28 protein-coding genes and 1 other annotated feature are annotated in these 26,738 nt (G+C 38.5%); of the genes, 22 read left to right on the top strand and 6 right to left on the bottom strand.

What is annotated here, in order from left to right:
* Positions 1 to 7: 7 nt before the first annotated feature.
* Positions 8 to 616, bottom strand: coding sequence for a GNAT family N-acetyltransferase (locus IHV12_RS08965; protein ID WP_197190635.1), 609 nt, complete (start codon positions 614 to 616; stop codon positions 8 to 10).
* Between the two features lie 76 nt (positions 617 to 692).
* On the opposite strand from IHV12_RS08965, the gene IHV12_RS22865 reads away from it, so the two are divergent.
* On the top strand, positions 693 to 824 hold the full coding sequence (locus tag IHV12_RS22865; protein WP_255520063.1) for a hypothetical protein: 132 nt from the start codon (positions 693 to 695) through the stop codon (positions 822 to 824).
* Position 825: 1 nt separating this feature from the next.
* Here the strand turns inward: IHV12_RS22865 and IHV12_RS08960 are convergent, their stop codons facing one another.
* Positions 826 to 1,263, bottom strand: a complete 438-nt coding sequence (locus IHV12_RS08960; protein ID WP_197190634.1) for a hypothetical protein — start codon at positions 1,261 to 1,263, stop codon at positions 826 to 828.
* 94 nt (positions 1,264 to 1,357) lie between these two features.
* Between IHV12_RS08960 and IHV12_RS08955 the strand changes: the two genes are divergently transcribed.
* Together IHV12_RS08955 and IHV12_RS08950 are read left to right on the top strand one after the other, a co-directional pair.
* Entirely contained in the window at positions 1,358 to 1,825 is a 468-nt protein-coding gene (locus tag IHV12_RS08955) for a GNAT family N-acetyltransferase (protein WP_197190633.1), read from the top strand.
* 88 nt (positions 1,826 to 1,913) lie between these two features.
* Positions 1,914 to 3,674, top strand: a complete 1,761-nt coding sequence (locus IHV12_RS08950; protein WP_197190632.1) for a methyl-accepting chemotaxis protein — start codon at positions 1,914 to 1,916, stop codon at positions 3,672 to 3,674.
* A gap of 64 nt (positions 3,675 to 3,738) precedes the next feature.
* Here IHV12_RS08950 and IHV12_RS08945 read toward each other — a convergent pair whose 3' ends face one another.
* Positions 3,739 to 5,466: an ABC transporter ATP-binding protein gene (locus IHV12_RS08945; protein ID WP_197190631.1), complete on the bottom strand. Its 1,728-nt coding sequence runs from the start codon at positions 5,464 to 5,466 to the stop codon at positions 3,739 to 3,741.
* A complete protein-coding gene (locus IHV12_RS08940) occupies positions 5,463 to 7,151 on the bottom strand; it encodes an ABC transporter ATP-binding protein (protein ID WP_231620716.1) in 1,689 nt (562 codons plus the stop codon). Before IHV12_RS08940 ends, IHV12_RS08945 begins: the two co-directional genes overlap by 4 nt.
* Before the next feature lie 251 nt (positions 7,152 to 7,402).
* Between IHV12_RS08940 and IHV12_RS08935 the strand changes: the two genes are divergently transcribed.
* The 16 genes from IHV12_RS08935 (at position 7,403) to lysS (ending at position 21,268) form a co-directional block, all read left to right on the top strand.
* Positions 7,403 to 8,284 (top strand): SMP-30/gluconolactonase/LRE family protein, encoded by an 882-nt coding sequence (locus IHV12_RS08935; protein ID WP_197190629.1) that lies wholly within the window; start codon positions 7,403 to 7,405, stop codon positions 8,282 to 8,284.
* Positions 8,285 to 8,385: 101 nt separating this feature from the next.
* Positions 8,386 to 8,919, top strand: a complete 534-nt coding sequence (locus IHV12_RS08930) for a sigma-70 family RNA polymerase sigma factor (protein ID WP_197190628.1) — start codon at positions 8,386 to 8,388, stop codon at positions 8,917 to 8,919.
* Positions 8,920 to 8,921: 2 nt separating this feature from the next.
* The gene (locus IHV12_RS08925; RefSeq protein ID WP_197190627.1) at positions 8,922 to 9,359 is read left to right on the top strand and encodes a PadR family transcriptional regulator; all 438 of its coding nucleotides are present in this window, start codon (positions 8,922 to 8,924) and stop codon (positions 9,357 to 9,359) included.
* On the top strand, positions 9,332 to 10,603 hold the full coding sequence (locus IHV12_RS08920) for an FtsW/RodA/SpoVE family cell cycle protein (protein WP_197190626.1): 1,272 nt from the start codon (positions 9,332 to 9,334) through the stop codon (positions 10,601 to 10,603). The genes IHV12_RS08925 and IHV12_RS08920 overlap by 28 nt, the downstream gene beginning before the upstream one ends.
* Positions 10,604 to 10,696: 93 nt before the next feature.
* Complete coding sequence (locus IHV12_RS08915) at positions 10,697 to 11,050, top strand: YciI family protein (protein WP_197190896.1); 354 nt, start codon at positions 10,697 to 10,699, stop codon at positions 11,048 to 11,050.
* A 145-nt stretch (positions 11,051 to 11,195) separates the two neighbouring features.
* Positions 11,196 to 11,666 carry an Lrp/AsnC family transcriptional regulator gene (locus tag IHV12_RS08910; protein WP_197190625.1) on the top strand — a complete coding sequence of 157 codons (471 nt, stop codon included), beginning with the start codon at positions 11,196 to 11,198 and terminating at the stop codon, positions 11,664 to 11,666.
* 3 nt (positions 11,667 to 11,669) lie between these two features.
* Positions 11,670 to 12,293 carry a LysE family translocator gene (locus IHV12_RS08905; protein WP_370568787.1) on the top strand — a complete coding sequence of 208 codons (624 nt, stop codon included), beginning with the start codon at positions 11,670 to 11,672 and terminating at the stop codon, positions 12,291 to 12,293.
* Positions 12,286 to 12,900, top strand: coding sequence for a LysE family translocator (locus tag IHV12_RS08900; RefSeq protein WP_231620698.1), 615 nt, complete (start codon positions 12,286 to 12,288; stop codon positions 12,898 to 12,900). Before IHV12_RS08905 ends, IHV12_RS08900 begins: the two co-directional genes overlap by 8 nt.
* A 354-nt stretch (positions 12,901 to 13,254) precedes the next feature.
* Entirely contained in the window at positions 13,255 to 16,371 is a 3,117-nt protein-coding gene (locus tag IHV12_RS08895) for a GNAT family N-acetyltransferase (RefSeq protein ID WP_197190624.1), read from the top strand.
* 13 nt (positions 16,372 to 16,384) lie between these two features.
* Positions 16,385 to 17,242, top strand: coding sequence for an amidohydrolase family protein (locus IHV12_RS08890; protein WP_197190623.1), 858 nt, complete (start codon positions 16,385 to 16,387; stop codon positions 17,240 to 17,242).
* Positions 17,243 to 17,340: 98 nt separating this feature from the next.
* A complete protein-coding gene (locus IHV12_RS08885; RefSeq protein ID WP_197190622.1) occupies positions 17,341 to 17,901 on the top strand; it encodes a GNAT family N-acetyltransferase in 561 nt (186 codons plus the stop codon).
* 40 nt (positions 17,902 to 17,941) lie between these two features.
* Positions 17,942 to 18,271, top strand: coding sequence for a hypothetical protein (locus tag IHV12_RS08880; protein WP_197190621.1), 330 nt, complete (start codon positions 17,942 to 17,944; stop codon positions 18,269 to 18,271).
* Positions 18,272 to 18,349: 78 nt separating this feature from the next.
* Positions 18,350 to 18,589 carry a hypothetical protein gene (locus IHV12_RS08875; RefSeq protein WP_197190620.1) on the top strand — a complete coding sequence of 80 codons (240 nt, stop codon included), beginning with the start codon at positions 18,350 to 18,352 and terminating at the stop codon, positions 18,587 to 18,589.
* A gap of 46 nt (positions 18,590 to 18,635) precedes the next feature.
* Positions 18,636 to 18,860, top strand: coding sequence for a hypothetical protein (locus tag IHV12_RS08870; RefSeq protein ID WP_231620697.1), 225 nt, complete (start codon positions 18,636 to 18,638; stop codon positions 18,858 to 18,860).
* Positions 18,861 to 18,969: 109 nt separating this feature from the next.
* Entirely contained in the window at positions 18,970 to 19,296 is a 327-nt protein-coding gene (locus IHV12_RS08865) for a hypothetical protein (protein WP_197190619.1), read from the top strand.
* 86 nt (positions 19,297 to 19,382) lie between these two features.
* Positions 19,383 to 19,654: a binding site (T-box leader), on the top strand.
* Positions 19,655 to 19,720: 66 nt separating this feature from the next.
* Positions 19,721 to 21,268 (top strand): lysine--tRNA ligase, encoded by a 1,548-nt coding sequence (gene lysS / locus IHV12_RS08860; protein ID WP_197190618.1) that lies wholly within the window; start codon positions 19,721 to 19,723, stop codon positions 21,266 to 21,268.
* A 67-nt stretch (positions 21,269 to 21,335) separates the two neighbouring features.
* Here the strand turns inward: lysS and IHV12_RS08855 are convergent, their stop codons facing one another.
* Both IHV12_RS08855 and fdhF read right to left on the bottom strand, forming a co-directional pair.
* The gene (locus IHV12_RS08855; protein WP_197190617.1) at positions 21,336 to 21,815 is read right to left on the bottom strand and encodes a DUF1641 domain-containing protein; all 480 of its coding nucleotides are present in this window, start codon (positions 21,813 to 21,815) and stop codon (positions 21,336 to 21,338) included.
* Between the two features lie 15 nt (positions 21,816 to 21,830).
* The gene (fdhF, locus tag IHV12_RS08850; RefSeq protein ID WP_197190893.1) at positions 21,831 to 24,758 is read right to left on the bottom strand and encodes a formate dehydrogenase subunit alpha; all 2,928 of its coding nucleotides are present in this window, start codon (positions 24,756 to 24,758) and stop codon (positions 21,831 to 21,833) included.
* A gap of 393 nt (positions 24,759 to 25,151) precedes the next feature.
* On the opposite strand from fdhF, the gene IHV12_RS08845 reads away from it, so the two are divergent.
* From IHV12_RS08845 to IHV12_RS08835, 3 genes are read left to right on the top strand one after another with little or no spacing between them, the layout of a single operon-like run.
* Complete coding sequence (locus IHV12_RS08845; RefSeq protein ID WP_197190616.1) at positions 25,152 to 25,496, top strand: DUF2294 domain-containing protein; 345 nt, start codon at positions 25,152 to 25,154, stop codon at positions 25,494 to 25,496.
* 18 nt (positions 25,497 to 25,514) lie between these two features.
* A complete protein-coding gene (gene fdhD, locus IHV12_RS08840; RefSeq protein WP_197190615.1) occupies positions 25,515 to 26,306 on the top strand; it encodes a formate dehydrogenase accessory sulfurtransferase FdhD in 792 nt (263 codons plus the stop codon).
* Complete coding sequence (locus tag IHV12_RS08835; RefSeq protein WP_197190614.1) at positions 26,303 to 26,734, top strand: NUDIX hydrolase; 432 nt, start codon at positions 26,303 to 26,305, stop codon at positions 26,732 to 26,734. The genes fdhD and IHV12_RS08835 overlap by 4 nt, the downstream gene beginning before the upstream one ends.
* Positions 26,735 to 26,738 lie beyond the last annotated feature (4 nt).

Here is a 26,738-nt window from a genome sequence, read left to right as displayed (position 1 = left end):
GATTTTACTATTTAGGAATATATCGATTTTCTCTCTCAATAAAACCTTGTTTTACTGTTTTCCAATCTTCTTTTGTAATGGAATACAAAACGGCATTGCGAATATAGCCATTTGAGAGAATGCGTTCGTTCCGAATAAGTCCCTCTTTCACAGCACCTAATCGTTCAATCGCTTTTTGTGAGCGCTCATTTCGCTCGTCAGTTTTAAATTGCACACGAATAAAATCTAAAGTTTCAAAGCAGAACGTGAGAAGCAGTTGCTTACATGAAGCGTTTACGAATGTACGCTGATAATCTTTTCCGTACCAAGTGGAGCCTAACTCACACGAACGTTGAGTAGGATTTATTTCGTAAAGACGAGTAGTACCTACAATTTTCTCGTTCCTCTTGTTCACAATAGCAAATGGTAGAGCTAAACCTTCTTCACGATGTTGTATCGCATTATTAACCCATGTTTTCATTTCCTGTTGAGTGTCGATTGTAGTCAACATATAAGCCCAATTTTCAGAGTGATTAATTTGAAATAGTGGTAAAGAGTGTTCCAATTCTAAAGGAATTAGCTTAATATCGTTACTTTCTAAAGTAGGTGGATTTGTAAATAAAGTCTGGTTCTTCATTTTTATCTCTCCTAAAAAAGTGATACATATATATGTTAATATTTAGTTATTTCATACAAAGAGGTGACTAAAATTTATGGAGTTTTTTATTTTTATAATATTAATCGTGTTTTTGTTCGACGCTGCAAAAATCCGTAAGCAAAATGAAACCGTTATTTTGCAGAATGAAAAAATGATTGCACTACTAGAAGAGATAAAGAATAAATAAATTACTCTTCTTTATAAAGGTTAAAAAATTGATAATGATCTTTACCAGTAATCTTTAATACGAGTTTCTTGTTTTCTTTTAGTCGATTAAATTCCCCATCAAAAGTTACGGCTATTTGGTTTGGAAACTGATTCATTGAAAAGGTATATTTTCCAATCTCTGTTTGCTTTTTTTCTTGACCATAAGCTGTACTAAGCGTGAACGTTAGTTCTTTCGGCAGATTGTTTTTATCGTCAATATGTGTGAGCTTAAGTGAATTTGTTTTATCTACAGAGAACCCTGCTCGCCAGTAGTCATTTTCTCCAGAATAAATGATTGCGTCATTTTTGGATGTTGGTCCCCTGGTACTTGAAGTTGGAGCTGAATCTTTAAAGAAGATCGTTAAAACAGAAACAAATCCTATTAATAAAACAGCAGCTAAAATCAGCTTCCTTTTCATCCTCCACCGTTCCTCTCATCCACTACATAACAGTGTATTCTTTATTTAATGGTGAATTCCTTGTTTCAATCATTTCTAGAACGGAGGCCGATTCGTGAAAATTAGAATGTATGAGAGTAAGGATTTTCAGTCTGCAATGGAGTACTGTTTACCACCAGAACAATCATTATTTACATCTATGCCTGACGAGGTACTGAAAACGTTTCAAAGTGATATCTTCAATCAGCCTTTTGTTATTTATTTTAATCAACAACTTGTAGGTTGGTTTGCTTTATACACAGATCAGTCAGGTAATATTTATACGAATAATAAGCAGGCTATTTTATTAAAATCATTTTCAATCGATGTCAGATTTCAGAAAAGGGGATTTGGGCTCGATTCTCTGAAATTACTACCGAATATTGTGAAACAGCAGTACAAAGATAAGAATGAAATTATATTAACCGTTCATGAAACGAACGATGCCGCAATATCTCTTTACAGAAAAGCGGGATTCATCCATAAAGGTGAAAACTATAATGGGGAATATGGCATAGAAATGATTTTTCGTATGGGTATTTAGACCTTTACAAACTCTTAACCAAACCTTTACACCACTCCTTAGTAAATATTGTAATAATTTCTATACATAGACAAAAGGGGTGGCAAGTTTGAAGAAGGTTTTTCAACAAATGCGTTCACAGATTAAGAGTGTAAAGATTTCTGAACAACTGAAACGAATTACATCACAGAAATTAAAGCTTCATTTACAGACAAAGCTATTATTGATGATGCTATCGTTATTTATCTTAACCATTTCGATCGTAGGTCTTTTTAGTTATAACAAGGCATCTGAAACTACTAAAACAATTATTGAAAATCGTTTAGAACGTGAAACAGAAACTACATATGACATTGCAAAGAATCTTAAATTTAGTTTTATAAGAGATGAAGAAATGTTTAATCAGCGTGTGGCTGAAAGTATCAATTCACAATATGTGGGCCTTCAACAAGATGATATGCAAGCAACTATTTTCTTACTACAAAATGGTACGGTGATTCCGTATAAGACGAGCGGTAAAAAGCCAGTTGCTTTATCCTCAGGTGGTATGAAGAAAATCAGTGAGCTAGAAAACGGTGTTCTTCACACGTATATCCAGGATAAGCCTTACACACTAGCAATGAAACAGATCCAAGAGCTGAATGGAATCTATGTGATAGCTGTGGAAACAGAAAGTTACATGCAACCCGTTTATGAACTCAGAAACTTTATAACTGTTGCTGTAATCATTAGTATTCTTTTAACTGCATTAGTAATTATCTTCGTTATCAGAAGCATTACTTCGCCATTATTGGCGCTCAACCAAGTTATGAAACGTGTTCAAAAAGGCGATTTTAAACATAATGTGGATTATCGTTCTAGACATATTGAGATTCAGAGACTCATTGATAGCTTTAACCAGATGATGTTGTTTATTAGAAATATACATGATCAGATTCAACAAATATCAGGTGAACTAACTGTTCAAGGCAATAAACTTGAACATACGTACAGCGAGGCCAACCAATATAACGAACAACTTGTAAGAAAGATAGAGAATGTGATGACAGGGGCAAAAGAAACGGCGATAAGTTCAGAGCACAGTGTGCGACTATTCACAGATATGCAAGAAAAAGTGAGTGAGTTGAACAAAACGGTGATGACTGTAATGGATGAATTTTTATCTATGAATCATAATGCTGTTGCAGGTCAAGAAAAAGTAGAGAAGTTAGTTGGTGAGATTCATGATAACCATGACCGTTTCTTCCAACTAAACAAGATCATTGATGAGATGGGTACATACTCGAGCCACTCTCAAAATGTCATCTCTACGATTAAAGAGATTTCGGAACAAACAAAATTGCTAGCACTAAACGCTCGAATTGAAGCGGCTCGAGCAGGAGAAGCAGGAAGAGGGTTTGCAGTAGTTGCTGATGAGGTAGGAAAATTAGCAGACCAATCGAGTAAAGCAGCGGCAGATATCATTGCGACAGTAAACCAAATGAACCAAACAGCCTTACAGGCGATTCAGGAGTCACGCCTTCTTGGAGAAGCGAATCTCTCACATGTGCAGAAAGTGAAGGATACGACTGGATTCATTCAATATTTAATGAATTCAGTGGTAGACAACAATGAACGAATGGGTGAAATGAGTGTTGCTCTTCAAGAGTTAAAAGTGACGTTGCCTGAAATTGAAACGGCAGCTATTCAATTTTCAAGCATTTCTCAAGAAACTCTAGCAAGTTCAGAAGAGATGTCTGTAACTTCCGTAAAACAGAATGAAAAGATTAAACAGGCGTATCTTGTTGGAGCGACGTTATCGAGCCTGTCCCATCAATTAACTCAGGAAAGTCAGTATAAGCGTGTGAGTGAAGGAAAAGAAACAGCATAAATGAAGAAAGTGACGGGGATGGTGATCCGTCACTTTTTTAATTTTGACTCCATATATAACTGTCTTATGCTCCTACTTCCAAAGATCTTTCAGCATGTACGAGTTTTTTATACAGCGTTTCTCCTTGCATCAGTTCAAGGTGTGTTCCGGATTCCGCGATACAACCTTTATCCATGACATATATGACATCTGCGTTCTGAATGGTTGAAAGTCTATGAGCAATAATAATGGTGGTCTTGTTACATCTTATCTCATCAAAACTAGATTGAATTTGACGTTCTGTTTCAAGGTCCAATGCAGACGTGGCTTCGTCTAATAAAAGAATTTCAGGATTCGATAGTATAGCTCGGGCAAGTGCAATACGTTGTCTTTGTCCACCGGATAAAGTGATGCCTCTTTCTCCAACCTCTGTATCATACTTTTCTGGGAGAGATTCAATGTATTCATGGATATGTGCTGATTTACAAGCTGCAATTAATCTATCATCTGAATAGTTTCGTCCAAACAAAATGTTATTTTTTATAGTATCGGGAAAGAGGTAGGGTTCTTGTGAAACGAAACCTAACTGTTTAACCCAATCTTGGTAATGAAGATTTTTTAAAGGAACTTTGTTAATAAAGATAGCTCCTTGGGTAGGTTGATAGAATCGAAGTAAAAGTTTAGCAATCGTAGATTTTCCACCACCACTTGTTCCGACAAAAGCAATCTTCTTTCCTGCAGTTATCGTGAAGGAAAGTTTATCTAGTACCTTTTTAGATAGATCCTCTTCATAGGAGAATGATACATCCTGAAACGTGATACTTTCTATTTGGTTTGAAAGAGACAGATGCCCGTCTTTCTCAATAGGTCCTTCCATAACTGAACGTAATCGGTCTATGTTTGCATAAAGATTAGATAGTTCCATAGAAAAGGTAAACAATCGATGAAGGGCATCCATCAATTGTCCAGTAAACTGAAAAACAATCACAAATGTACCGATTGATAATGAACCTTGAATGACCTGATAGCCGCCATATCCTAACACAATTAAGGAAGCACCCCATTTTAAGGGTTCGCTTACTAATAACTGTTTATTGTTAATTTTTGCTTGATTCATAGCAGCATTAAAATAACGCTTAAAATATCGATTGTACTTTGAAGTTTCCCAGTCTATCCTGTTGAATGCTATTACTTCACGAGTAGAAGAGATACCTTCTTCAATATGGATAAGCAGATCAGTTCTACGATTCTGTGCTTCCTGTCCTGCTTTCCTTATTAAAGGAGAAAAGAATCTCCCCATAAAAAAATATAAGATGCTGAATACGAGGATAGCTCCTAACATGATTGGTGAAGATTGATATATAATCACTGTTAACAAAAGGATAGTAATAAGCAACTGTATGAGTCGAGGAATATGACCACCGATTATTGCTGCAACTTGCATGACATCGTTAGAGAAATAATGCACATACTTGGTAGCGCGTTCATTATGAAGCGTTTTTACGGGTATCCTTTGCATATAACTCATAAAATCAGAAGTTAGTTGGCTTATCATTTTAGCTTGAATCCGGTGAAATGTATGTGGTGCGGCCGTAAATAATAAAGCGTAAGCAACAAAGGATAAGGCAAATAAAAGTAGAATAGGGACAAGTCGATTATAGTGTCCATTTATAAATACATCGTCAATGATATATTTTTGCAGAGCTGTATTTGCAATTATTGATATTGATTCTAATATAAGTAAAGAAAGGGAGAGCAAAAATAACCATTTAATCTTTCTTATGTAATGAAACAACCATTTCATATTATTCATGAGATACCCCCAACTCTAACGGCTCGTGCTTCCTCTTGACCTTCAGCAAGAGAATAGAAAATTCCTCGCATTGCCATTAACTCCGAGTAGTTTCCTTTTTCAGCCACCTTACCTTTATCAACTACTACGATTTGATCATAATCTTGAATCGTCGATAAACGATGGGCAACTGTAAACGTTGTTTTTCCTCTTAATAGTGTGTCGAGTGCTCTCTGTACTTCTACTTCACTTACATTATCTAAGGCATATGTTGCCTCATCGAGAAGTACGATGCTAGGATTTTTCAAAAACATACGGGCAATAGAAATACGCTGTTTCTGTCCACCTGATAGCTTGATTCCTCGTTCACCTATCATTGTATCGTACCCATTTTCCAACTTCATAATAAACTCGTGTGCATATGCTGCTTTGGCAGCTGCGACGACCTGTTGCTCTGTTGCTTCAGGATCTCCAAAACGAATATTTTCTTTAACGCTAGTACCGAATAAATAAGTTTCTTGAAACACATATCCGATTGAATCACGTATCTGTGATAGCTCTAATTCTTTTAAAGACACACCATCAAGTAAGATTTCACCTTGGTTAGGGTCATAAAATCGTCCTAATAATTTTAAGAGGGTAGATTTCCCATTTCCACTCGTTCCTACAAAAGCTATTCTCTGTCCAGATTGAACGGTTAATTGAAAACCTTTTAAGATCTCATCTGAAGTAGGATAACTGAAATGTACATTGCAAAAGTCTATATTTCCCTTAACATTTAAAAGATGTAAGGGATGAGATTGTTCCTTTATCTCTGGTTCAATTTTTGTCATTTGATAGATTTTATCCACCTGATACATCAAGATTCTTTGCTCAGTTAAAGAGGTAACAACTGCTGTTAACCGATGCATAGCTGTAAAGTAATAGAGCAGAAAAGCTACAAACTCTCCAACACTAAGAGCATTGGATTGAACGAGAATTGATCCATAAATTAAGATTGCGATGGCTCCGGCGTTATAAGAAAGCCTTCTGACTGTACCTCTGATATAAGCATATAGAAATGCTTTGATCATGCTTTTATTTAAGGTTTCTACATCTTGATTTAATCTTTCATACTCCCACTTTTCTGAAGAGTAGGCTCGAACTTCAATCAGTGAACTGATTGTTTCATAGATTTTTTTGTTCAATGTAATTCGGTTGGTACTAAGTTCTTTGCTGAGAATAGATGCTTTTTGTTCAAACCGAGGTCCGATCAGATAATAAAGAAGGAAAGAAGGAATGATAATAAGAGCTAGTTTAACGTTCATCGTAAACAATATCGAAATGGCAATGATAGAAAAGATAGCTTCTTGAATCATAAACGGAATAAAATGACGGTACAGATTTTGAACGGCAGTAACTTCCGTATTCATTAAGGAAAGTGTTTCTCCTATAGGGGTTCTTTCAAAGTGAGAAAATCCTAGTTTTCTAAGGTGTGAAAAAATTTTGAAGTGAATATCCCGTGAAGCTTTTTCTTGGACAATTCGTTGTAGGTTGTTTCTGAAAGTACTTAGGTAGATCATAATGACAATTAATCCGATTACACCACTTAGTAATGTAAAGAAAAGCATAGTATCCTTATTTGGAACAATTACATCGATAAAGTACTGAATAAACTTAGGGATTAGAAGTTCGATACCTGTGACCAGAATGCTAGTGGTGATCATGAAAAAAAAAGCCATTTATAAGGACGAAGGAAGGAAAGTGCCCAAAGATACACTTTAAACAAATAAGAATTCGAGTGGGAAGACATAAATCAGCTCCTAACAATTTATTCCTTTCAAATAAGCGGAAGTTTTATTCTACATTAAGTTTGTTACCGTTTCCATAACTATTTTGATTTTTTTTAGTGGTATACTTGGAAGTAATAATCTCACCAATACTTTTACATACATCCTAGATTAGGGAGGAATAGATTATGTTTAATAGTGAAACAGAATTAGTTCTACCTGCAAAAGCATCTTTAGGTGAAGGACCTTGCTGGGACTCAGAACATGGCGTTCTGTATTGGGTCAGCATATTAGATAAAAAGGTAAACGTCTACGATCCACGGACTCACCAAAATCGAGAGATTCAACTTGATCAAATGGTAGGAACGGTTGTGCCAAGGGAGTCAGGAGGTGTAGTCGTAGCTCTTCAGGATGGATTTTATTTTCTAAATCTTAATACCGAAGAACTTACACCTATTGTAGACCCTGAACATGAACTTCCTGAAAATCGTTTTAATGATGGTAAGTGTGATCCGTTCGGTAGGTTTTGGGCAGGAACGATGAGTTTAAGTGAAGAAGCAGAAAAAGGCGCTCTCTATTGTTTAGATCACGATCTTCATGTGGAAAAGAAGCGAGAACATTTAACGATTTCAAATGGTTTGGCGTGGTCGCCTGATCAATCATATATGTATCTAATTGATACACCAACGAAAAAAGTAACGAGATTCCAATATGATATTAAAACGGGTCATATTCAAAATGCAACAGACGTGATTTCTTTTCCTGAAGGAGTAGGTGCTCCAGATGGAATGACGATTGATGAAGAGGGTATGCTTTGGATTGCTCATTGGGGCGGTGCGCAAGTTTCCCGATGGAATCCAGAAACAGGCGAACAGCTATCTTCTATCCCCATTCCATCATTAAATGTTACATCATGCACGTTTGGCGGAGAAAATATGGACGAGTTGTATGTAACAACAGCTAGGAAAAATACAAGTGCAGAGAACCTAGAAAGATTTCCAGAAGCGGGCGGGTTGTTTAAAGTAAGACCGGGTGTTAAAGGAATTCCAGCATATTCTTTCAAAGGGTAATAGAGAAACAAACAGCGTTATAATGATGCTGTTTTTTTTTTGATTAACAAAAACTTGCAATCATCGTTCGTCGTCTAATAATAAGAGAGGGGGGAATTGGTATGGAAAACATGTTAGTGGATGTGATCTCTGCAGAAGATAAAGAGCACATTTTAAACGAAGCCATGAATGATCATGGACAAGACTTGTTGCAGTTGGTTTATTCCTATGTGAACCATATAAGTGTTGCCGAAGATTTAACACAAGATATCTTTGTTAAGTGCTACAACGCACTGCATACATATAACGGAAAATCCAAATTTAAAACATGGCTATGGCGGATTGCCATTAACCATTGTAAGGACTTTTTGAAAAGTTGGTACAACAATAAAGTAGTAACCACCGATGATGAATCTTCTTTTCATCGAACTGAGGCGGATGTCGTTGAGCATGAAGTCATTCAAAAAGAAGAAGATGAGAATTTAATCCATGCAATTATGCAACTAGAAATAATATATAGAGAAGTTATCTATCTTTTTTATTATGAAGAGCTTCCTATTAAGGAGATCGCTTTAGTCACTGAAGTGAGTGATAATACGGTCAAAACAAGAATGCGTCGAGCTAAAGAACTATTGAAAATACGTTTGGAGGGTTAGGGATGGAGAACCGCTTAAAAAACTTAAAGAAATTAATGGACGAAAAAACTTTTTCACAAGTAAGGTTCACGGAAAAGCATCGCGAAACCATACAGAGTAAATGGAGTAATCAAGAAGATAAGGAACAGATTGTATTAAATATTTTGCAGTTGTTGAACGAAGAAAAGACAGGTTATCAGTTAGCGAACTTACTTCTTGCACGTGGGGTAAAACAATTTGATGACAATGAAGGATCTCTGTATGTATTGTTGCATCGTTTAGAGAGTAAAGGGGTCGTTCAATCTGAATGGCTATTGAAAGAGAAAACCAAGTATTATCAGTTAACAAGTAAAGGTAAAAGATTATTAAAGCAAGCAGAGCATAAGGAAAAACGATCATCAGTCATTCTGCAGCAGTTGATAGGAGGAGCGGAATGGAAAATCGCAGAAAGTCGTTTCTAAACGAAGTGACAAGTCAGATTCGTTCAAAGGAAGCAAAAGAACAAGTTTCTGCTGAGTTGAATTACCATATGAAAGAAACTAAAATGCGATGGGTAAATAAAGGATACTCTGATGTGGATGCCGAACAAAAAGCCATTGAGCAGATGGGAAGTCCAATCACGCTAGGTATTCAGTTGAACAAGATTCATCGTCCAAGAATTGATTGGATTTTGCTCTCGTTAATGACTTCTGTACTCTTACTAGGTTTTTTACCTGTACTTTCTTTGGGGGATGATAGCAATCATTACTTTTTAATGAGAAAGATGATATTGGTTGTCCTTGGTATGATTGTGGCTTTAGGCCTCATGTTTGTTGATTATCGAAAGTTAGTAAGGTGGGGATGGGTGTTTTATGGTGTAGGTATTTTGTTGCTACTATCTTTGCTCTTCTTTTCTAATGGTACGATTAATGGGAAGCCATTCTTACTAATCGGAGGGCTAACAATAGAAAGCATTGCTGCACTTCCATTCTTTATGATTGCCTGGGCGTGTTCCTTTAATCGAGATACTTTCAAAGTCTATCAATTTATATTATTATTCTTTGTTTCGCTGTTATTATTCTTTATGATTCCAAGTATTGCAACCACTTACTTGTATCTTGCCATGGTGCTATCCATGTTATGGTGGAGCAAATTTTCGACTCGTCAAAAAGGTGTTGTTTCAGGGATTACGATGGGTTCTTTACTATTAATTGGTATTTTCTCTTGGAACTATCAATCTTATTTTATAAAAGATAGAATGCTAGGTTTTCTGAATCCTGGAAAAGTAGCTGATGGAGCAGGATATCAGGTGCTTCAAATTCAAGAGTTACTGTCAAAAGCGGGATGGTTTGGAGGAAATAAGAGTATTCAACAGTTCATACCTGAAGCACACACTGATTTTGCATTTGTTAGCATCACGTATCGTTATGGCTGGATAGCAGCGATTTTTCTTATACTTATCCTTTTATTAATACTTACAAGAGTGGTTATCGCCACACAGCATGTAAGAGATTACTTTGGAAAACTTCTGATCATAGGCAGCTTATCTTTATTACTTTTTCAAATGGTAAGTAATATTGGAATGGCGTTCGGATTTTTCCCTCTTACTAGTATGTCACTGCCGTTTATTAGTTACGGGTTAGTTCCCATTCTATTAAACGCTGTATTGATTGGAGTTGTGCTGAGCGTTTATCGTAGGAAAGACTTAACCAGATCAGCTCTTTAAATTTCTTTAGTAGGTTGTCGATTTTGATGATTTCCGTTCGTTGTATACTTAAAAGAAGAAAAAATAGCTTCTACATACAAGGAGGAAATGGCTATGCTATTCATGCTGATTGTTAAAGCTTCAAAAAATTCGGAAGGTGGTAACCGTCCAAATGAAGAGCTTAATGAAGCGATGCGAAAGTACAATGAAGAATTAGTTAAAGCTGGCGTTCGAGTTCTTGCTAAAGGATTGCATCCAAGTTCAAATGGTATGCGAATTTCTTATCTGCACCCAGGAGAAAAACCAGTGGTTACGGACGGGCCTTTTACGGAAACGAAGGAATTGATCGCTGGATTTATTCTGATCGATGTGGAATCTAGGGAAGAAGCTGTTGAATGGGCGCTGAAAATGCCTGACCCACAAGGAAATGGAGAAGGTCAGATTGAATTAAGGCAAGTATTTGAGTGATTTATTCATGCTGCATTTTAAATGGATAGATTGCAAGAGAACCTCTTCTGCATTGGGGTTCTTTTTTTATTAATAAAAATCATTGATTTTATTTATTTTTGAAAGTAATATAGACTAAAATAATACGAAATGAAGGTTTTGTGCTATGGATACGTTTGATAAGAAATTAATAGAACTGTTACAGAAGAACGGAAGAATGAAATGGGCAGACTTAGCTACTCAGGTAGGTCTATCCGCACCAGCGACCTCTGAACGCGTAAACCGCTTGATGGAAAATGGTGTGATCAAGGGATTTGGTGCAAGAATTGAAGCTGATAAAGTGGGAAGTGAACTAACAGCTTTTGTTGCGGTTTCACTGGAACGTCCAGAGCATCGCGCTCCATTCTTAGCACGTATTGAAGAGTTAATAGAAGTGATGGAATGTCATCATATTGCGGGAGAAGATGATTACTTGTTAAAAATTCGATCTCGAAACACAAAGGATTTAGATCGGATCATTAGCTATGAAATAAAAGGACTAACAGGGGTTGTTCGTACCAAAACAACGATTGTTATGGATACGACAAAAGAGTCGATCGAAGTTCCTTTACAATCGCATGTCTTTTCAGGTGAATAAAAGGTGCTTACCGAACTTTTTATAAAAGGCTTAATCATGGGAATTTCAATAGCGGCTCCGGTTGGACCAATCGGTGTATTATGCATGCAGCGCACATTAACGCAAGGTCGTGTGGTGGGAATCGTATCAGGATTGGGTGCTACATGTGCAGATGTTATTTATGGTTTAATTGCAGGGCTTGGTCTCACTATGGTTTCTCAATTCATAATGAGCCAACAATCGTGGATTCAGCTAATTGGGGGAGTATTCCTATTGTACTTAGGTCTGAAAATCTCAACTTCTAAAGCGATACCTGTGGATGGCACACCTCAAAAGAGTAGTAGTCTTTCCTCCGCCTTTTTTACAACCTTTCTACAAACATTAACGAATCCCATGACCATACTATCTTTTGCTGCCATATTTGCGGGGTTAGGTATCGTTAACACTCACACAAGTTCTATTTCTTCCATAACTTTGATAGTTGGACTCTTTTGCGGATCTGCTGGCTGGTGGTTGTTCCTAACATTTACAGTGAGCATAATGAGTAAAAGGATGAATCAGAAGCACATGGTTATGATTAATGTTATATCAGGAATTATCATAGGTTTGTTCGGTGTTGTTTCACTTATACGTTTAATGATTGGATAGTGAGTTTTTAATGTTATTACTAAAGAGTATCATTCTAGGTTTTTCTATATCCGCTCCAGTTGGGCCAATCGGTCTGCTTTGTATACAAAGAACACTCTCACAAGGGAAGTCGGCGGGATTTTTAACTGGCTTTGGAGCAGTTACAGCTAACATTGTTTATGCAAGCATTGCAGTATTAGGCTTTTCAGCTGTGTCATCATTATTGATCCAATACGAAATGTTACTTAAAATATTGGGTACCATCTTTTTACTCTACCTAGGGGTGAAAACATTCTTGAAGAAAGTACCAAATCAAGCCGCTCAGTTAGCAGGGGAAAGCAAGTTGATGATGTTTTTCTCTACGTTCTTCTTAATGATTACAAATCCTGTAACGATATTAAATTTTACGGCAATGTTTGCAGGACTAGGATTTGGTGAGAGTCAGATGTCATTACAAATTGGAATGTACTTAATAAGCGGTGTGTTTATCGGTGCTACCTGTTGGTGGATGTTCTTAAGCATAGTGGTAAGCCTGTTAACAAAAAGTATTCAGCCGCACTTAGCTACCATTAATAAAGGAGCAGGAATAATAATTATTGGCTTAGCTTTAGCGAATATCTTAGCGTAATAATTAATATATAAATATTCGGAAAATTATATTTACTTTTACATCCATATATTTTACAATACAAGAGGTAAGGAAAAAATTTCAAGATAAGGAGGCGTTGGACATGATAAAATTTTTAGACACTACACAATCAACTTTATATTGTCCAATACACAACCTTCTTTTTTAGAACTCGATCTAACCATTGATACGTGAATCAGAGCCTCAGGATGTGTATACATTCTGGGGCCTTTTTATGTATTTTTGTACCTAAAAGTCACCCATCTATTTCTGGGTGGCTTTTTATTTTGAAGAAGCTGAGTAGAACGAACAACGGTACGATATTGAATATTGAAAAAGCGGAGGTTAGAAAAAATGGAAGTATTGAATACGCACATTACCGATCAGATTACGATAGTAGAATATGATCCGAGCTATGCAGCAGCAGTCGCTGAAATGTGGAATAAGAGCCAAGATGGCTGGGGCGGCGGAAACTCAATCATGACGGAAGATCAAGTATTGAAGAAAGAATCGAACTCATCAAACCTCCATTTATATCTCGCACTCGATGGAGACAAAGTCGTCGGCTACTGCAGTCTGGGCGAATATCGGGAAGATGAAGGAGCACTCTACATTCCGTTGTTAAATGTTAGAGGAGATTATCATGGTAAGAAGATCGGCAAAAAGCTTGTACTAAAAGCGCTACAAAAAGCGGTTGAAATGAAGTGGCCACGTTTGGATCTCTATACATGGCCAGGGAACACGAAGGCAGTGCCGTTGTATAAAAAATGTGGCTTTTTCTGGGAAGATCGGGATGACACGACACACCTTATGAACTTCATGCCTTCTGTGATGCAAACAGAAGCTGTTTTGGATTATTTTACGGATGGAAAATGGTATGAAAACAGTACACGTACCATTGAAACCATCCCGGATGGTATCAACGAAAATGAATTTCATTATTATGAGTATGCTTGGAATCACGAGACTCTGGGTAACTTGAAGATGCAATTCGAGCGTTTCGGAAGAGGGCTTCGCTACATTGAAACAGATGACTATAAAATCTCAGCAACTGTTGAACACTTTAATCTTGTTTTTGGCTCTGAATACAAGATTCAATACCACATGACGAATAAAACAGGTAAGCCATTAACCGTAGAGATTCAAGGTGTGGACGATAAGAACATTCAGTTTGCTACTTCAAAAAAAATCACTGTTCAAAAGGAAGAAGAGATTGAGATTCCTTTTGTGGTAAATCCGATTATTGAAGATCAAAGTGTATGGAGAACGCACCCAGCTGTTACTTCTCAATTACTAATCAATGGGAAGAAAGCGGAATTTAGAGTAGGTATTCGTCCTAAGTATCCCGTTAAGTTAAGCTGTAACACGCCAGGTAACCTTAGTTTTGTTGGGAGTTCTTCTCATCTTTATTTTAACTTTGAAAATAACTTTGATGAACAAGTAACGTTTAGCTTTGAACTTCCGTCATCAGAATTGGCTACCATTCAAGATCGTAAGGTGAGTGTTACACTAGCACCGAAAGGAAAGCAATCGGTATCTGTTCCTTTCACGCTAGTAAAACACGGATTTTACTCGGCTGACATTAAAGTCTCGGCAACTAAAATTAATGGAGATATCGTTACTTTTACGAAAAAGCTAGGTGTAGCACTGCAGGGAATTGGAGCTAAATTTGCTGGTGAGTGTGATGATTTTTATCACGTATGCAACGGGCAATATTCAATAAAACTAGATAAGTTCAATAACTGGATCGCACCTGGTAAAGGTGATGTGGATTATAAATTGGCTTTCATGGTGCCTCAACTCGGCAAACCTTTCTCTGAGGAAATTACGCGACTTCGTCCAGAAAAAATTGAACCATTGGAGGAAGATGGTTACTCAGGATTAAGAGCAACTTTTCAATCACAAGCGTTTCCAGAATTGCAGCTTGCAACTGTTGTGAAATTGTACGGTGAAGGTCTAGTAGAAAGATACGATGAAGTAACAAATATTAGCGATGTAGAATCTGCCGCAGAAGTATGGCTGAATACACCGATTATGTGTCCGATGTTAGACAAGGGTGTATTGCCTTACGAGGGAAGATACGTTGAACTCAATGATTCAATGGGATCTGGTTTATCCTATTGGGATCCTAGTAAAATTACGGAAAACTGGCTTTTTCTTCGTGGAAATGATAACCCTAGAGGCATCTCATGGCCGAGAGAAGGGAAGGTGAATTTTTCCGGTTGGTTCATGTATTTTGAAAATAAGTTAGGCAAGATTGCTTCTCAAGAAACAGTTGCGACAAAACCAATCACGATGACAATTGGTGCTTTCCGTGATTGGCAATCATTCAGAGAATTTGCGACGCAAAAGAATGATAAACCAGCCAGTTTGACCAATCATATGAACGTATCGGTTAACGGGGGAAATCCTTTTGTTGATAATGGTGACTGCAAAGCTGTTGTGAGAGATTATAAGTCTTCGTTTTTTAACGGGTTTATTGAAATGAAGTTAGACGATGAGATTCTGCAGAGTCACCTATTCGCTTCAGATGAAGAGTTAACACAGGCCGAGTTTGATATTGAATTACCTGACGATAGAGGGGTACATGTCTTAACGTCCAAAATGAATTTAGGTGCTGTTCATATTACACGGCAATCAGCCGCTTTTGTGATGAAGAATACACCCGTTCAGTTGGAAAAGTCGATAATAGAAGGTCTCGAAGTGTATACCGTAGATAATGGAGAAATGAAGATTTCTGCTTCAGCACAGTTCGCACCATCATTGTTCTCTCTTCAATACAGAGATCAAGAGTGGATGGATTCACCGTTTCCAAAGCCGACACCTAAATCGTGGTGGAATCCTTGGTTCGGCGGAATCGCAGGCCTTCTGACAGGCATGAGTCTTCATTCCTTATTAAAAGAGGAAAGCACTGTTGACTTTGTAGAAAAGGAAGATAGCAAAGGGAATGTGTGGAAAGGTCTCAAAGTCTCTACCATCTACAAAAAACACGAGACGTATAAAGGGATTCAGATTCATAAATACTTCTTGATGCTGCCAGGAGTTCCGGTGCTCTGCCATACAACGGAAATTGTCCAGAACATGAAGAGTTACTTGGATGGTAAGAACTTTTACACAGGATGCTTTTTAAATCCAGGAACAGAGCCTGCGAAGAGCTGGGGAAGCTTCCAGGCTGAAAATGGGGATTGGACCATGGTTTCTGGTGCGAAAGGTGAGCAGGAAATGACTGTTGAACGTAGCGTAATCTACGGATCTGATGATCATGAAAACAAGCTTCAAATTGTAGCGGACCAAAACGCTACACAAGTTGATTCTTATATCAATTTAGAAGTCATTGAGCTTGGGTACTCAGAAAAGATGAACCTTAAGCACGGTGCTAAGCAATTCACTTCCCCTGTGTTTTATGTATTCAATGATAAAGTTATTCCAGATACAGCTTTAGAAGATCTGAAGAAAATAAAATTCAGCTAGAAAGGGCAAATTCATGAAAATTATCGATGCACACATGCATTTTTCAAACATTGAAAGCTTTAAACATACGGCAATAAACCTTTCTAAACTTGACTATTCGTATGAAGGAATTATCAAAGAGTACCGAGAATCTGGCGTTGTGCTTGGCATCGCGATGGGATTAACAGAAAAAGAGGTAGAGGGTTTTCCTGACCCTCTAGCTCCAACTCCAATGGGGATTGATCTGGATAAGCACATACCTGAAAACGTCGTGTATTGTGCTGGCATCAATCCGTATCATTTAGGTGAAAGTGAATTGATACAGCTTGAAGAAACGGTTCAGCTTCCTGAAGTTGTGGGTATCAAAATTTACCTCGGTTATTACCCGTATTATGCGTATGATAAGGTGTATCAGCCGGTTTATAAGCTAGCTGCTAAATACGGATTGCCAGTTGTTTTTCACACAGGTGATACTTATTCAGAGCGCGGTTTGTTGAAATACTCTCATCCCCTGACACTAGATGAAGTAGCGGTTATGCACCGAGACGTAAATTTCATGATGGCGCATTTCGGTGATCCATGGACATTAGATGGAGCAGAAGTTGTTTACAAGAATCGTAATATGTATGCCGATCTGTCAGGGCTCGTTGTAGGAACAAGAGAAGATATTACGAGATACAAAGATTCACCACGCTTTTTTAATCATTTGCGTCATGCCTTAACGTTCACGGATAACTACGAAAAGTTTTTGTTCGGAACAGACTGGCCACTTGTTCCAGTACAGCCGTATATTGACTTTATAAAAGAAATCATTCCTGAAGAGCATCATGAAGATGTCTTTTACAACACAGCGGTAAAAATTTTCCCGAAGATTAAGGCGTTTGTAAAATAAACAAATAGTTATGAGAGGGGTGATGCCAATGGTACGTGTCTGCGGTTTTTATAAGGCGTATTTTAATAGATTAAGAACTGAAAGAAGGGATCACCACTATGATATCCGGAAAAAAAGTAGAGTTACGACCCGTTTCACTTGAAGACCATAAGCGAACATACCACTGGCGAAATGATGAAGAAACCGCTACATTTGATGCGGGCTCTGGTTATTATCGATACAGTCATGTGCCGCTGGAACAGATTGAAGCAAGCTATGAAAAAGATATTCGTACGATTGATAAACGTGAAGTAGGAGAATTCTCGATTTACACAATAGGGGAAGACGCCCGTCACATTGGTTCAATCGGGTACCGCAGCCTAGATATAATCTCACGTCGGTGTGTAGTAGGAATAGGAATCGGTGAGAAAGAGCTTTGGGGCAAAGGATATGGAACAGATGCTTTGAGAGCTTTGCTTCACTACCTATTTCATACGATGAATTTAAAACGCGTGCAATTGGATACATGGAGTGGTAACGAACGCGCGATCCGTGCCTATGAGAAGTGCGGTTTTGTGATTGAAGGACGACTCAGGAATGATGCTTATATCAATGGTAAATACTATGACACGATTGTTATGGGCGTTTTGAGGGAGGAATTTGATAATAAAGGAAGTTGAATTAAATGACATTTGAATATTGAATTAAATAGGAGTATTCATGACAGAGTTAATTAAAATAGGAATATTGACAATGTTAGGTTCACAAGCATCATATTTTATTTTGCTTATTCTCATATATGGTACGATGATGCATTGGTATGAATGGAGTACTTTCCCTAATCCAACTAATGTATTTGAGAAAACAGTCAACTTTTTAACAGCACTTGTATTCGGCTTAGCTTATTGGGCGGGTCTAAAAGTAAAAAAGCAAAAGTGGTATATTAGGCCGTTGCATCTAATAGGTTATTTAATTGTTTATACAATCCTTGCTATCATTACTTATAAGTTATTGAATTCAATCCTTACTTATATTGAATTGAACATTTGACTAATTAGATTAGCAATAATATTTGTTTTAACTACTCAGGGTGGATATTTTCTAGCTATCTTCTTAGCTGGGCATACAATGATAGAATGGTATGAATGGAGCATAATACCAAATCCAAACAAGAATATTTTCATCAGCATCATTAATGGTTTTACAGCAAGTTTTATTGGTATTGCCTATTGGGCTGGTAAAAGGGTAGATCATTATAATTGGTTTGTAAAAAGAGTGTATCTTTTAGGGTATGCAATATTATTTATTATAGCTTCAGCTACTTTTTATCAGACAGTTGACTATTTTTTAAGGTTAATAGAGTATTAAACCTATTATTTTAAAAAGTATACTTAAGTAAACATTGAGGTAACGGATGACAGAATTAATACGGATTGGCCTAGCAGGTATTTTAGCATCACAAGCTGCCTATTTTTTTTCGTTAATAGTTTTATATCAAGTAATGATGGATTGGTACGAATGGGGAACTTTCCCGGATCCTAGTAATATATTTGAGAAGACTGTTAATTTCCTAACTGCTCTAGTCTTTGGTGTCGCGTATTGGGCAGGATTAAAAGAAAAAAGCGAAAATGGTTTCTGAGACCAGTGCTACTAAGCGGTTATTTATTTCTTTATATTATCCTTGCAATGATTGCCTTTAAACTGATTAATTCTGTTCTCATTTACCTCGAGAGGAATGTTTTCTTGTAATGACCGAACTAGTAAGAATTGGTTTGATGGCGATACTAGGAACGCAAGGAGCTTACTTTTTAGCTGTATTTTTAGCAGGAAACACAATGATTAATTGGTACGAATGGGGAACGTTTAGGAACGCGGATACCGTTTTTACTAAAACGGTGAATGTACTCTCAGCTCTGTTTATGGGAATCGCTTATTGGTCAGGGAAAAGAGTTGATCATCATAATTGGTTTGTAAAAAGAATTTATCTTTTAGGATATGCATTTCTCTATACAATTGCAGGAATAATCATTTATGAATTATGTGACTATGTTTTAAGGTTCATTGAGAACCATTAAAGAATGCGCTAGATGGAGGTTCTTGTTTGTTATAAAAAGTTTTGACAACTTCCATAAAACTGATTATACTATTAAAAATTTAACAATTTATGGCTATGAAGAGAAGAGTAGTTAAGTAACATTATTTCCAGAGAGCTCTTGGTTGGTGTGAAAGAGCAATAATACCTTAACGAAAAAAGACTCTGAGCTTTGTACGGATGCAAAGATATCTTTGCTGATACTACAACGGGATCTCCCGTTATAGAGATAGGGTATACGCAAGTGATTATTTTCATTGCCGTACCTGAAGAGGTTGATATGGTGACATATGAACAAACTGAGGTGGTACCGCGAACGCTAATAAGCTCTCGTCCTCAAGATGAATAATCTTGGGGGTGAGGGCTTTTTTGTATTTCTTTCATAAAAAATGAGGAGTGATTTAAACATGCATTGGGCATTTCGTATTGCAGAAGAACTAATAAGAAAGCACCCAGATCGAGAGACGTTTGTTTGTGCATCAGGCATCAGTCCATCGGGCTCGGTTCATATCGGAAATTTTCGAGAAGTGGTTACCACATACTTTATTGTAAGAGCATTGCAACACCTAGGTAAGAATACGCGTTTTATCTTTTCATGGGATGATTTTGATCGTTTTCGTAAAGTCCCGAAAAATATTGATCCGACTTTTGAACAATATATTGGAATGCCATACTCAGAGATCCCATGTCCGTTTGGGTGCCACAGTTCTTACGCTGTGCACTTTGAAAAAGAGTTTGAACAGTCATTGAGAGAGTTCGGGATCGTTCCTGATTTTATTTATCAGAGCAAGGAGTATCAGTCAGGAAGGTATAATACTCAGATCGTTCATGCTCTTCACAATCGCAAGCAGATTTATGATATTTTAATGAACTTTAAATCTAGTGAACACAGTATAGAAGAGCGAGAACGCTTTTATCCGATAAATGTGTATTGTGAAGCTTGCAGGAAAGATACGGTAAACATTCACAGATTTCAAGATGAAAGATTAAGTTACACTTGTTCATGTGGTCATTCAAACTCTATCGAGGTAGCACTAGCGACAAACATTAAATTGAATTGGAAAGTGGATTGGCCGATGAGATGGAAGGCTGAAGATGTGGTGTTTGAACCAGGTGGAAGAGACCATTCTTCTGCGACTGGAAGCTTTAATGTTTCCAAGGAGATTGTTGCTGAGATCTTTAACCATCAAGCTCCCCAGTATGAGCCGTATGATTTTATTAGCATTAAAGGGACTGGTGCAAAAATGTCCAGTTCTTCGGGCAACAACATTACACCTGAAGAACTGTTGAAGGTCTATACACCTGAAGTGATATTTTTCATGTTTGCAAAATATCAGCCGAATGCGCCCTTTCATATCGGGTTGGATGAAGATGTGATTCGAAACTATACGGAATTTGAGAGGTTTAGTCGGGCAAATCAGGGTCTGCTGAAAGAGGAGATCAGATCCGCGCTAGATTTGTCAGCTGTGAATTCTGGAACACGTCGAGTGCCAAGGTTTAGTCATGTGGCGAGCATCTTGCCACTTGTAAATTTCGAAGCTTCTTTAGTTCGTGACGTATTGGGAAGAACAGGTGAGGAGTATGCGTTGGAAGAGGTAAGAGAAGTTTGTGCGCGAGCGGAATATTGGCTGAGGAACTGGTGTCCTGAGAAAGTGCTTGGAGTTAATGAACAAAAGAACCAAGAATATTATGCTTCACTGACTGATACGGAGAAGGAGTGGATTGTAGGATTTGTAGGCGTGCTGCAGGATGAAGTACAACTACAGGATGATGAGTTTATGAGAAAAGTTTACGATATCTGTCATGTGGATGATCCCAAAGTGAAAAGAAACAACCAAAAAAGGTTGTTCAGCATCATCTATCAGCTTGTTTTGAACACCAATAGTGGTCCGCGCATACCTTTACTTCTTCATTCTGTAGGGAGAGAGCGGTTGGTTGCTTTACTGCAACATTAATACTGTCCATTCGACAATTCAGCCATTATAAAAGGTGACGCCACCATAGCGTCACCTTTCCTTATCATCATTTCTTCAATTCCTGCCCCATGCCTTTCAAAAAGTGAAGACCAAAGCCGATTGCTCGATTAATATCAGGGTCCTTCAGAGACTTCACAAGATCGAACGCCCCAACCTTCTTATCGCTCTCCACAAAATCTTCCCCTTGCTTTAAGCCAGAAACAACACTATCCAGCAGTTTAGTCGTTACTTCAGGATCCATCTTCGTCAGTACACCTGCTGCACCCATTAAATTATTAATCATGTTCGTGACGGGTTCGCGTGTTGCTTGACCGAGTGCGATACTTGCAATTTTATCTTTTGCGACAAGCATGGAGTTTGCCGCTTCCAATGCGCCGATCTTGTCTAGCTCCCCAATAAAATCGAGTGCCTTAGTAAGTGCAGCATCTTTTTCAGCTAATGCTTTTTGCAGTTCAGTTAGCTTCTCTTGCTGAATCTGCTCTTCGGTTTTTACACTCTTTTTTACAACGGTCGTTGGTTGTGCCATATCGTATCCGCCCCCTTACACTTCGTCCGTCAAGTGAACATAGCCCGGACGGTTCCATTTACGCTGTACTTCAACACCGTTTTGCGGATAGCGTTTTTTGTTTCTTGGATTGTTGCCAGGAAGTTTCACTTCACCTTCACGGCTAATTATCTCCATACGTACTTTCGTCTGCTTGTAAGCCGGTGTATGTGTACGATGATCAACAGCGGGACCGGTTAAAAAGTTGATAGCAGTCTCGTTGTTTACGGAGTTCATCGGAAGATACAGTTCGTTGTTTTTCACACGGTCTGTAACGAGTGCATTCAACTTTACGGCACCAAACGGCGAGATCAACCGAACGACGGATCCATCGATCACACCGCGTTCTTCTGCAAGACTAGGTGATACTTCAACAAAAACATCAGGAACTTTATGCTGGATGCCTTTTGATTTGTTTGTCAGATTGCCTTCATGAAAATGTTCGAGCATGCGTCCGTTGTTGATATGAAGGTCGAATTCTTCTGGAAACTCTGCCGGGTGCATCCAGTCTGATAGTGCAAATCGTGCTTTTTTATCAGGGAAGTTAAAGCCATCTGTGTAAAGAAGCGGTGTGCTTTTACCACTAAAGTCTCCCCAAAGGAAGCTGCCCCAGCCTTCTAGCACATCATAGTTTGCTTCTCCAAACAGGGGAGCAAGTCCCGCCATCTCTTCAAAAATTTCACTCGGATGACTGTAGTTCCAATCTGCACCCATTCGAATGGCGATTGCTTGGATGATTTCCCAGTCAGGACGAGATCCACCTGTTGTAGGTAAGGCTTGGTACAAACGCTGCACACGACGTTCCGTATTCGTAAATGTTCCTTCTTTTTCTAGAGAAGGAGCTGCAGGCAGAACGACATCTGCGTATTGCGCCGTTTTTGTTAAGAAGATATCTTGAACAACGAAGAATTCAAGCTGACTCAGCATTTCATGAACGTGGTTGGAGTTTGAATCCACTAAGGCCATATCTTCACCGACTAAATACATCGATTTGATCTCACCAGTTCCGATTCCCTCAACCATCTGGATATTGTCTTTTCCAGGTTTGCTATCAATGGTTACGCCATACGCTTTTTCAAACTTCGCACGAGCAATGTCATCGGTAATATGCTGGTAACCTGGCAGCCAAGCGGGTAGTGTTCCCATATCACATGCGCCTTGAACGTTATTGTGTCCACGTAGAGGATAAGCGCCAGCACCCGGACGGCGATAGTTACCTGTTGCTAATAGTAAGTTTGAGATTGCAGCAGACGTATCACTTCCACCGGTGTTTTGCGTAACACCCATACCCCAGAGGACACATGTGCCGTCTGCATCACGAATCATTTTCGCCACATCAATGATCGTTTCTTGAGATAGACCTGTAATTTCCTCGGCATATTCTAACGTATATTTTTCAAGTACTTCTTTAAACTCTTCTAAGTAATGAACGTTTTCTTCAATAAATTTCTGATCGTGCCAACCTTGATCGATCATGTACTTCGTAACGGCCATAAGCCATACTTGGTCAGTTCCTTGCTTTGGACTCATGAAAATATCAGAGCGTTCAGCGAGTTCATGTTTACGAAGGTCCGCTACGATTAATTTTTGTCCGTGCAGTTTATGTGCACGCTTTACACGAGTGGCAAGAACGGGATGTCCTTCTGTCGGATTCGCACCAACAACGATGACTAGGCCAGCTTGCGCGATATCTTGAATCGTTCCTGCGTCACCACCCATACCGACCGTACGGAACAATCCATCGGTTGCAGGAGACTGACAATAACGAGAGCAGTTGTCAACATTGTTCGTGCCGATGATCTGACGCGCGAACTTTTGCATCAAGTAGTTCTCTTCATTCGTAATTTTGGATGACGAAACAAAGCCAAGTGCGTTGCTACCGTGTTTTTCTTTTATCGCGCTCATCTTATCAGCTATTACTGTAAGTGCTTCGTCCCATGTGGATTCTACAAAAACACCGTCTTTACGAATAAGTGGTGTAGTGAGGCGTTCTTCGCTATTTACGAAATCCCAGCCGAACTTTCCTTTGACACAAGTTGAAATTGCGTTCACAGGACCTTCACTTGGTTCTACCTTTAAAATCTTTCTGCCTTTCGTCCAAACTTCGAACGAACAGCCAACTCCACAGAACGTACAAACCGTTTTTGTCTTTTTCGTACGTGTTTCACGCATAGCAGCTTCCACTTCAGATATCGCAAAAATACCACTATATCCAGGCTCAACTTCTTTAACAAGTTCGACCATCGGCTCAAGTAGATCTTCTTTCAATCCTGTCATGAAACCCGCTTCGCCAAGCATTGATTTTTCCATAAGAGCGTTACACGGGCAGACGGTAACACATTGTCCGCAACTGACACAAGAGGAATCGTCGATACTTGATCCAGCATCCCATATTACGCGCGGGCGTTCGCGTTCCCAGTCTATGGAGAGTGTTTCGTTCACCTGCAGGTTTTGACACACTTCAACACACTGACCGCAGGTGATACATTGGTTGGCATCATATCGGTAGAACGGGTGAGACATGTCAATATCCACTGGTTCTTCTTTTGGCGAGTAGGGAACCGCTTGGTGTTCGATTTCCATCAACTCAGCTGTGTTATGCAGCTTACAGTTGCCGTTGTTGTTATCACAAACCGTGCAATAGAGAAGATGGTTCTCGAGCAAGCGGTCCATCGCCTCGTTCTGTGCATCCTTTGCTCTCGTAGAAGAGCACTCGATCGCCATACCGTCGAGTGCCATCGTTGAGCATGAACGCATCAGCTTGCCATCTACCTCCACGATACATGTATCACACGTTTCGATCGGATCCACTTGTGGGGTATAACAAATCTGGGGGTGAGATAGTTCGTTTTTATTGATAATATCGAGAATGGATGTGCCAGAAGGAGCTTCGTACGTGTTGCCGTCGATTTTAATTTGAATCATCTTATCCATTAAGAATCTTCCTTTCGTTTGATACTTCTAATATCGTAAACGTATGATTGTACAAAAAAATCCACCACGAAAGCACAGATTCTATAGACGTACAGAAAATGTGAGTTCATGGTGGAATAGTGTAATAGCAGGTCATACCATTAGGCCAATCCAGCATTGGATCTCTTTTATTTTAATTAAAAGATAGATCATTATGTAATTTAACAAGATGGAAGAAAAAACAGTGTGAACGATCTTCTCTACCAACTTTTCTCTTTTATTATAGCGTTTACATCATCAAGAAACAACAAGACTTGTATTCTAGCTTTTCATTTTAATCACGTGCGAAAAGTAAGTACATCATGTATGATTAGTAAAAAATGGAGAAATAGTGGTGATGTTCGAATGACGAAGAAAGTGCATGACTTTAATGATATTATTCGTAAACTTCGTAAGAATTTGTTAGGAAAAGGTCCTGAAAAAATACATACGGTCTTTGTGGAAAACATGGCGATCTCAACCATGTATGGAAATTTAACACCAACAGAAAAATTCATCGCCCGAACGGCTGAAGGCAAGGAGATGGTGCATGCTGCAAGGACTCGCCTGATTCAGGACGTTTATGTAACAGCTCCACCAGATGGATTAGAAGATGTGACGGGTGCAAAATTCGTTCATCTGTTCTCAGATTTTAAAGTGGATGAAGACATGGCTGTGTCTGTCTTTGTTTTTGATAAACCGATTGCATAGCGAAAGGGTGATTGTCTTATGAAACCGATTGTGACTAAGCGCAGCATTCTGCAGATTAAGAAAGGACTTGCAGCGAACGTAGAAGACACAATTGTGACCGAACTTCCTGTAACGATTAAGATCAATGGGGAAGAATTTGTAACGATGGTATGCAGCCCTGAGTACATTGAGGATATGGTCGTAGGCTATCTCGCCTCTGAAGGAATCATCCGCAACTATAAAGATATTAAAGACCTATGGATGCAGGAAGACGGAAGTTTTGTACATGTGACGACTGATCCTTTAAATCCGGTCTATCAAAATCTGCAGAATAAAAGATACATAACTTCATGCTGTGGCATGAGCAGGCAAGGCTTTGTTTTTGCGAATGATGCTCGTACGGCGAAATCTATGAATGAAGTCAGGGTGCGAGTTACGCCTAAGGACTGCTTCCGTTTGATGCGAGAGATGCAGAAAGGAGCAGGCATTTTTCAAGAAACAGGCGGTGTGCATAACGCGGCACTTTGTGATGTGAACGGAATCGTGCTGAGCCGGATGGACATAGGTCGTCACAATGCCCTCGATAAAATTTATGGATATTGCTTGAAGAATGATATTTTCATAGGGAATAAGATTCTCGTGTTTAGTGGTCGGATTTCTTCTGAGATTTTATTAAAAGTAGCGAAGATTGGCTGTGAAATCGTCCTCTCTAAATCAGCTCCCACAGAATTTGCTCTGCAATCAGCGGAAGAATTAGGAATTACTACAGTTGGTTTTGTAAGAGGGGATTCTATGAATGTGTATACACGTCCTGAGCGGATTGTTGTATGAATCTAAGAGTTAATACACTAGGGATTCTTTTAAACAATGGCCGGCTTTTGTTAGAAGAACGGGAAGGGAACCATTCGGAAGGAAAGGGGACGTATTATCGACCTATTGGTGGAACGATAGAATTTGGAGAAAAGTCAGAGCAAGCGATTGTTCGCGAATTTTACGAAGAGATAGGCGCAACCATTAAGGTGAAGCGTTACCTGGCATGTGTAGAAAATATTTTTGTTGTCGATAAAAAGATGGGACATGAAATCTCACAGATATACTTAGTGGAATTCGTAGATTCAGATTTATACATGCAAAAATCATTTGTTGTAACAGAAGGGCAGCAAAAGACTTTTGCGAAATGGATAGACTTAGATGATATCTTAAATAACCGTAAGCTCCTTTTTCCAAATGAATTGAGAGATTTACTAAAAGTTTACTAGTGAG

It is taken from the genome of Fictibacillus sp. 7GRE50 (genome assembly GCF_015903875.1).
In the GTDB taxonomy this organism is placed as follows: domain Bacteria; phylum Bacillota; class Bacilli; order Bacillales; family Fictibacillaceae; genus Fictibacillus; species Fictibacillus phosphorivorans.
This window is presented reverse-complemented; position numbering and strand designations above follow the sequence as displayed.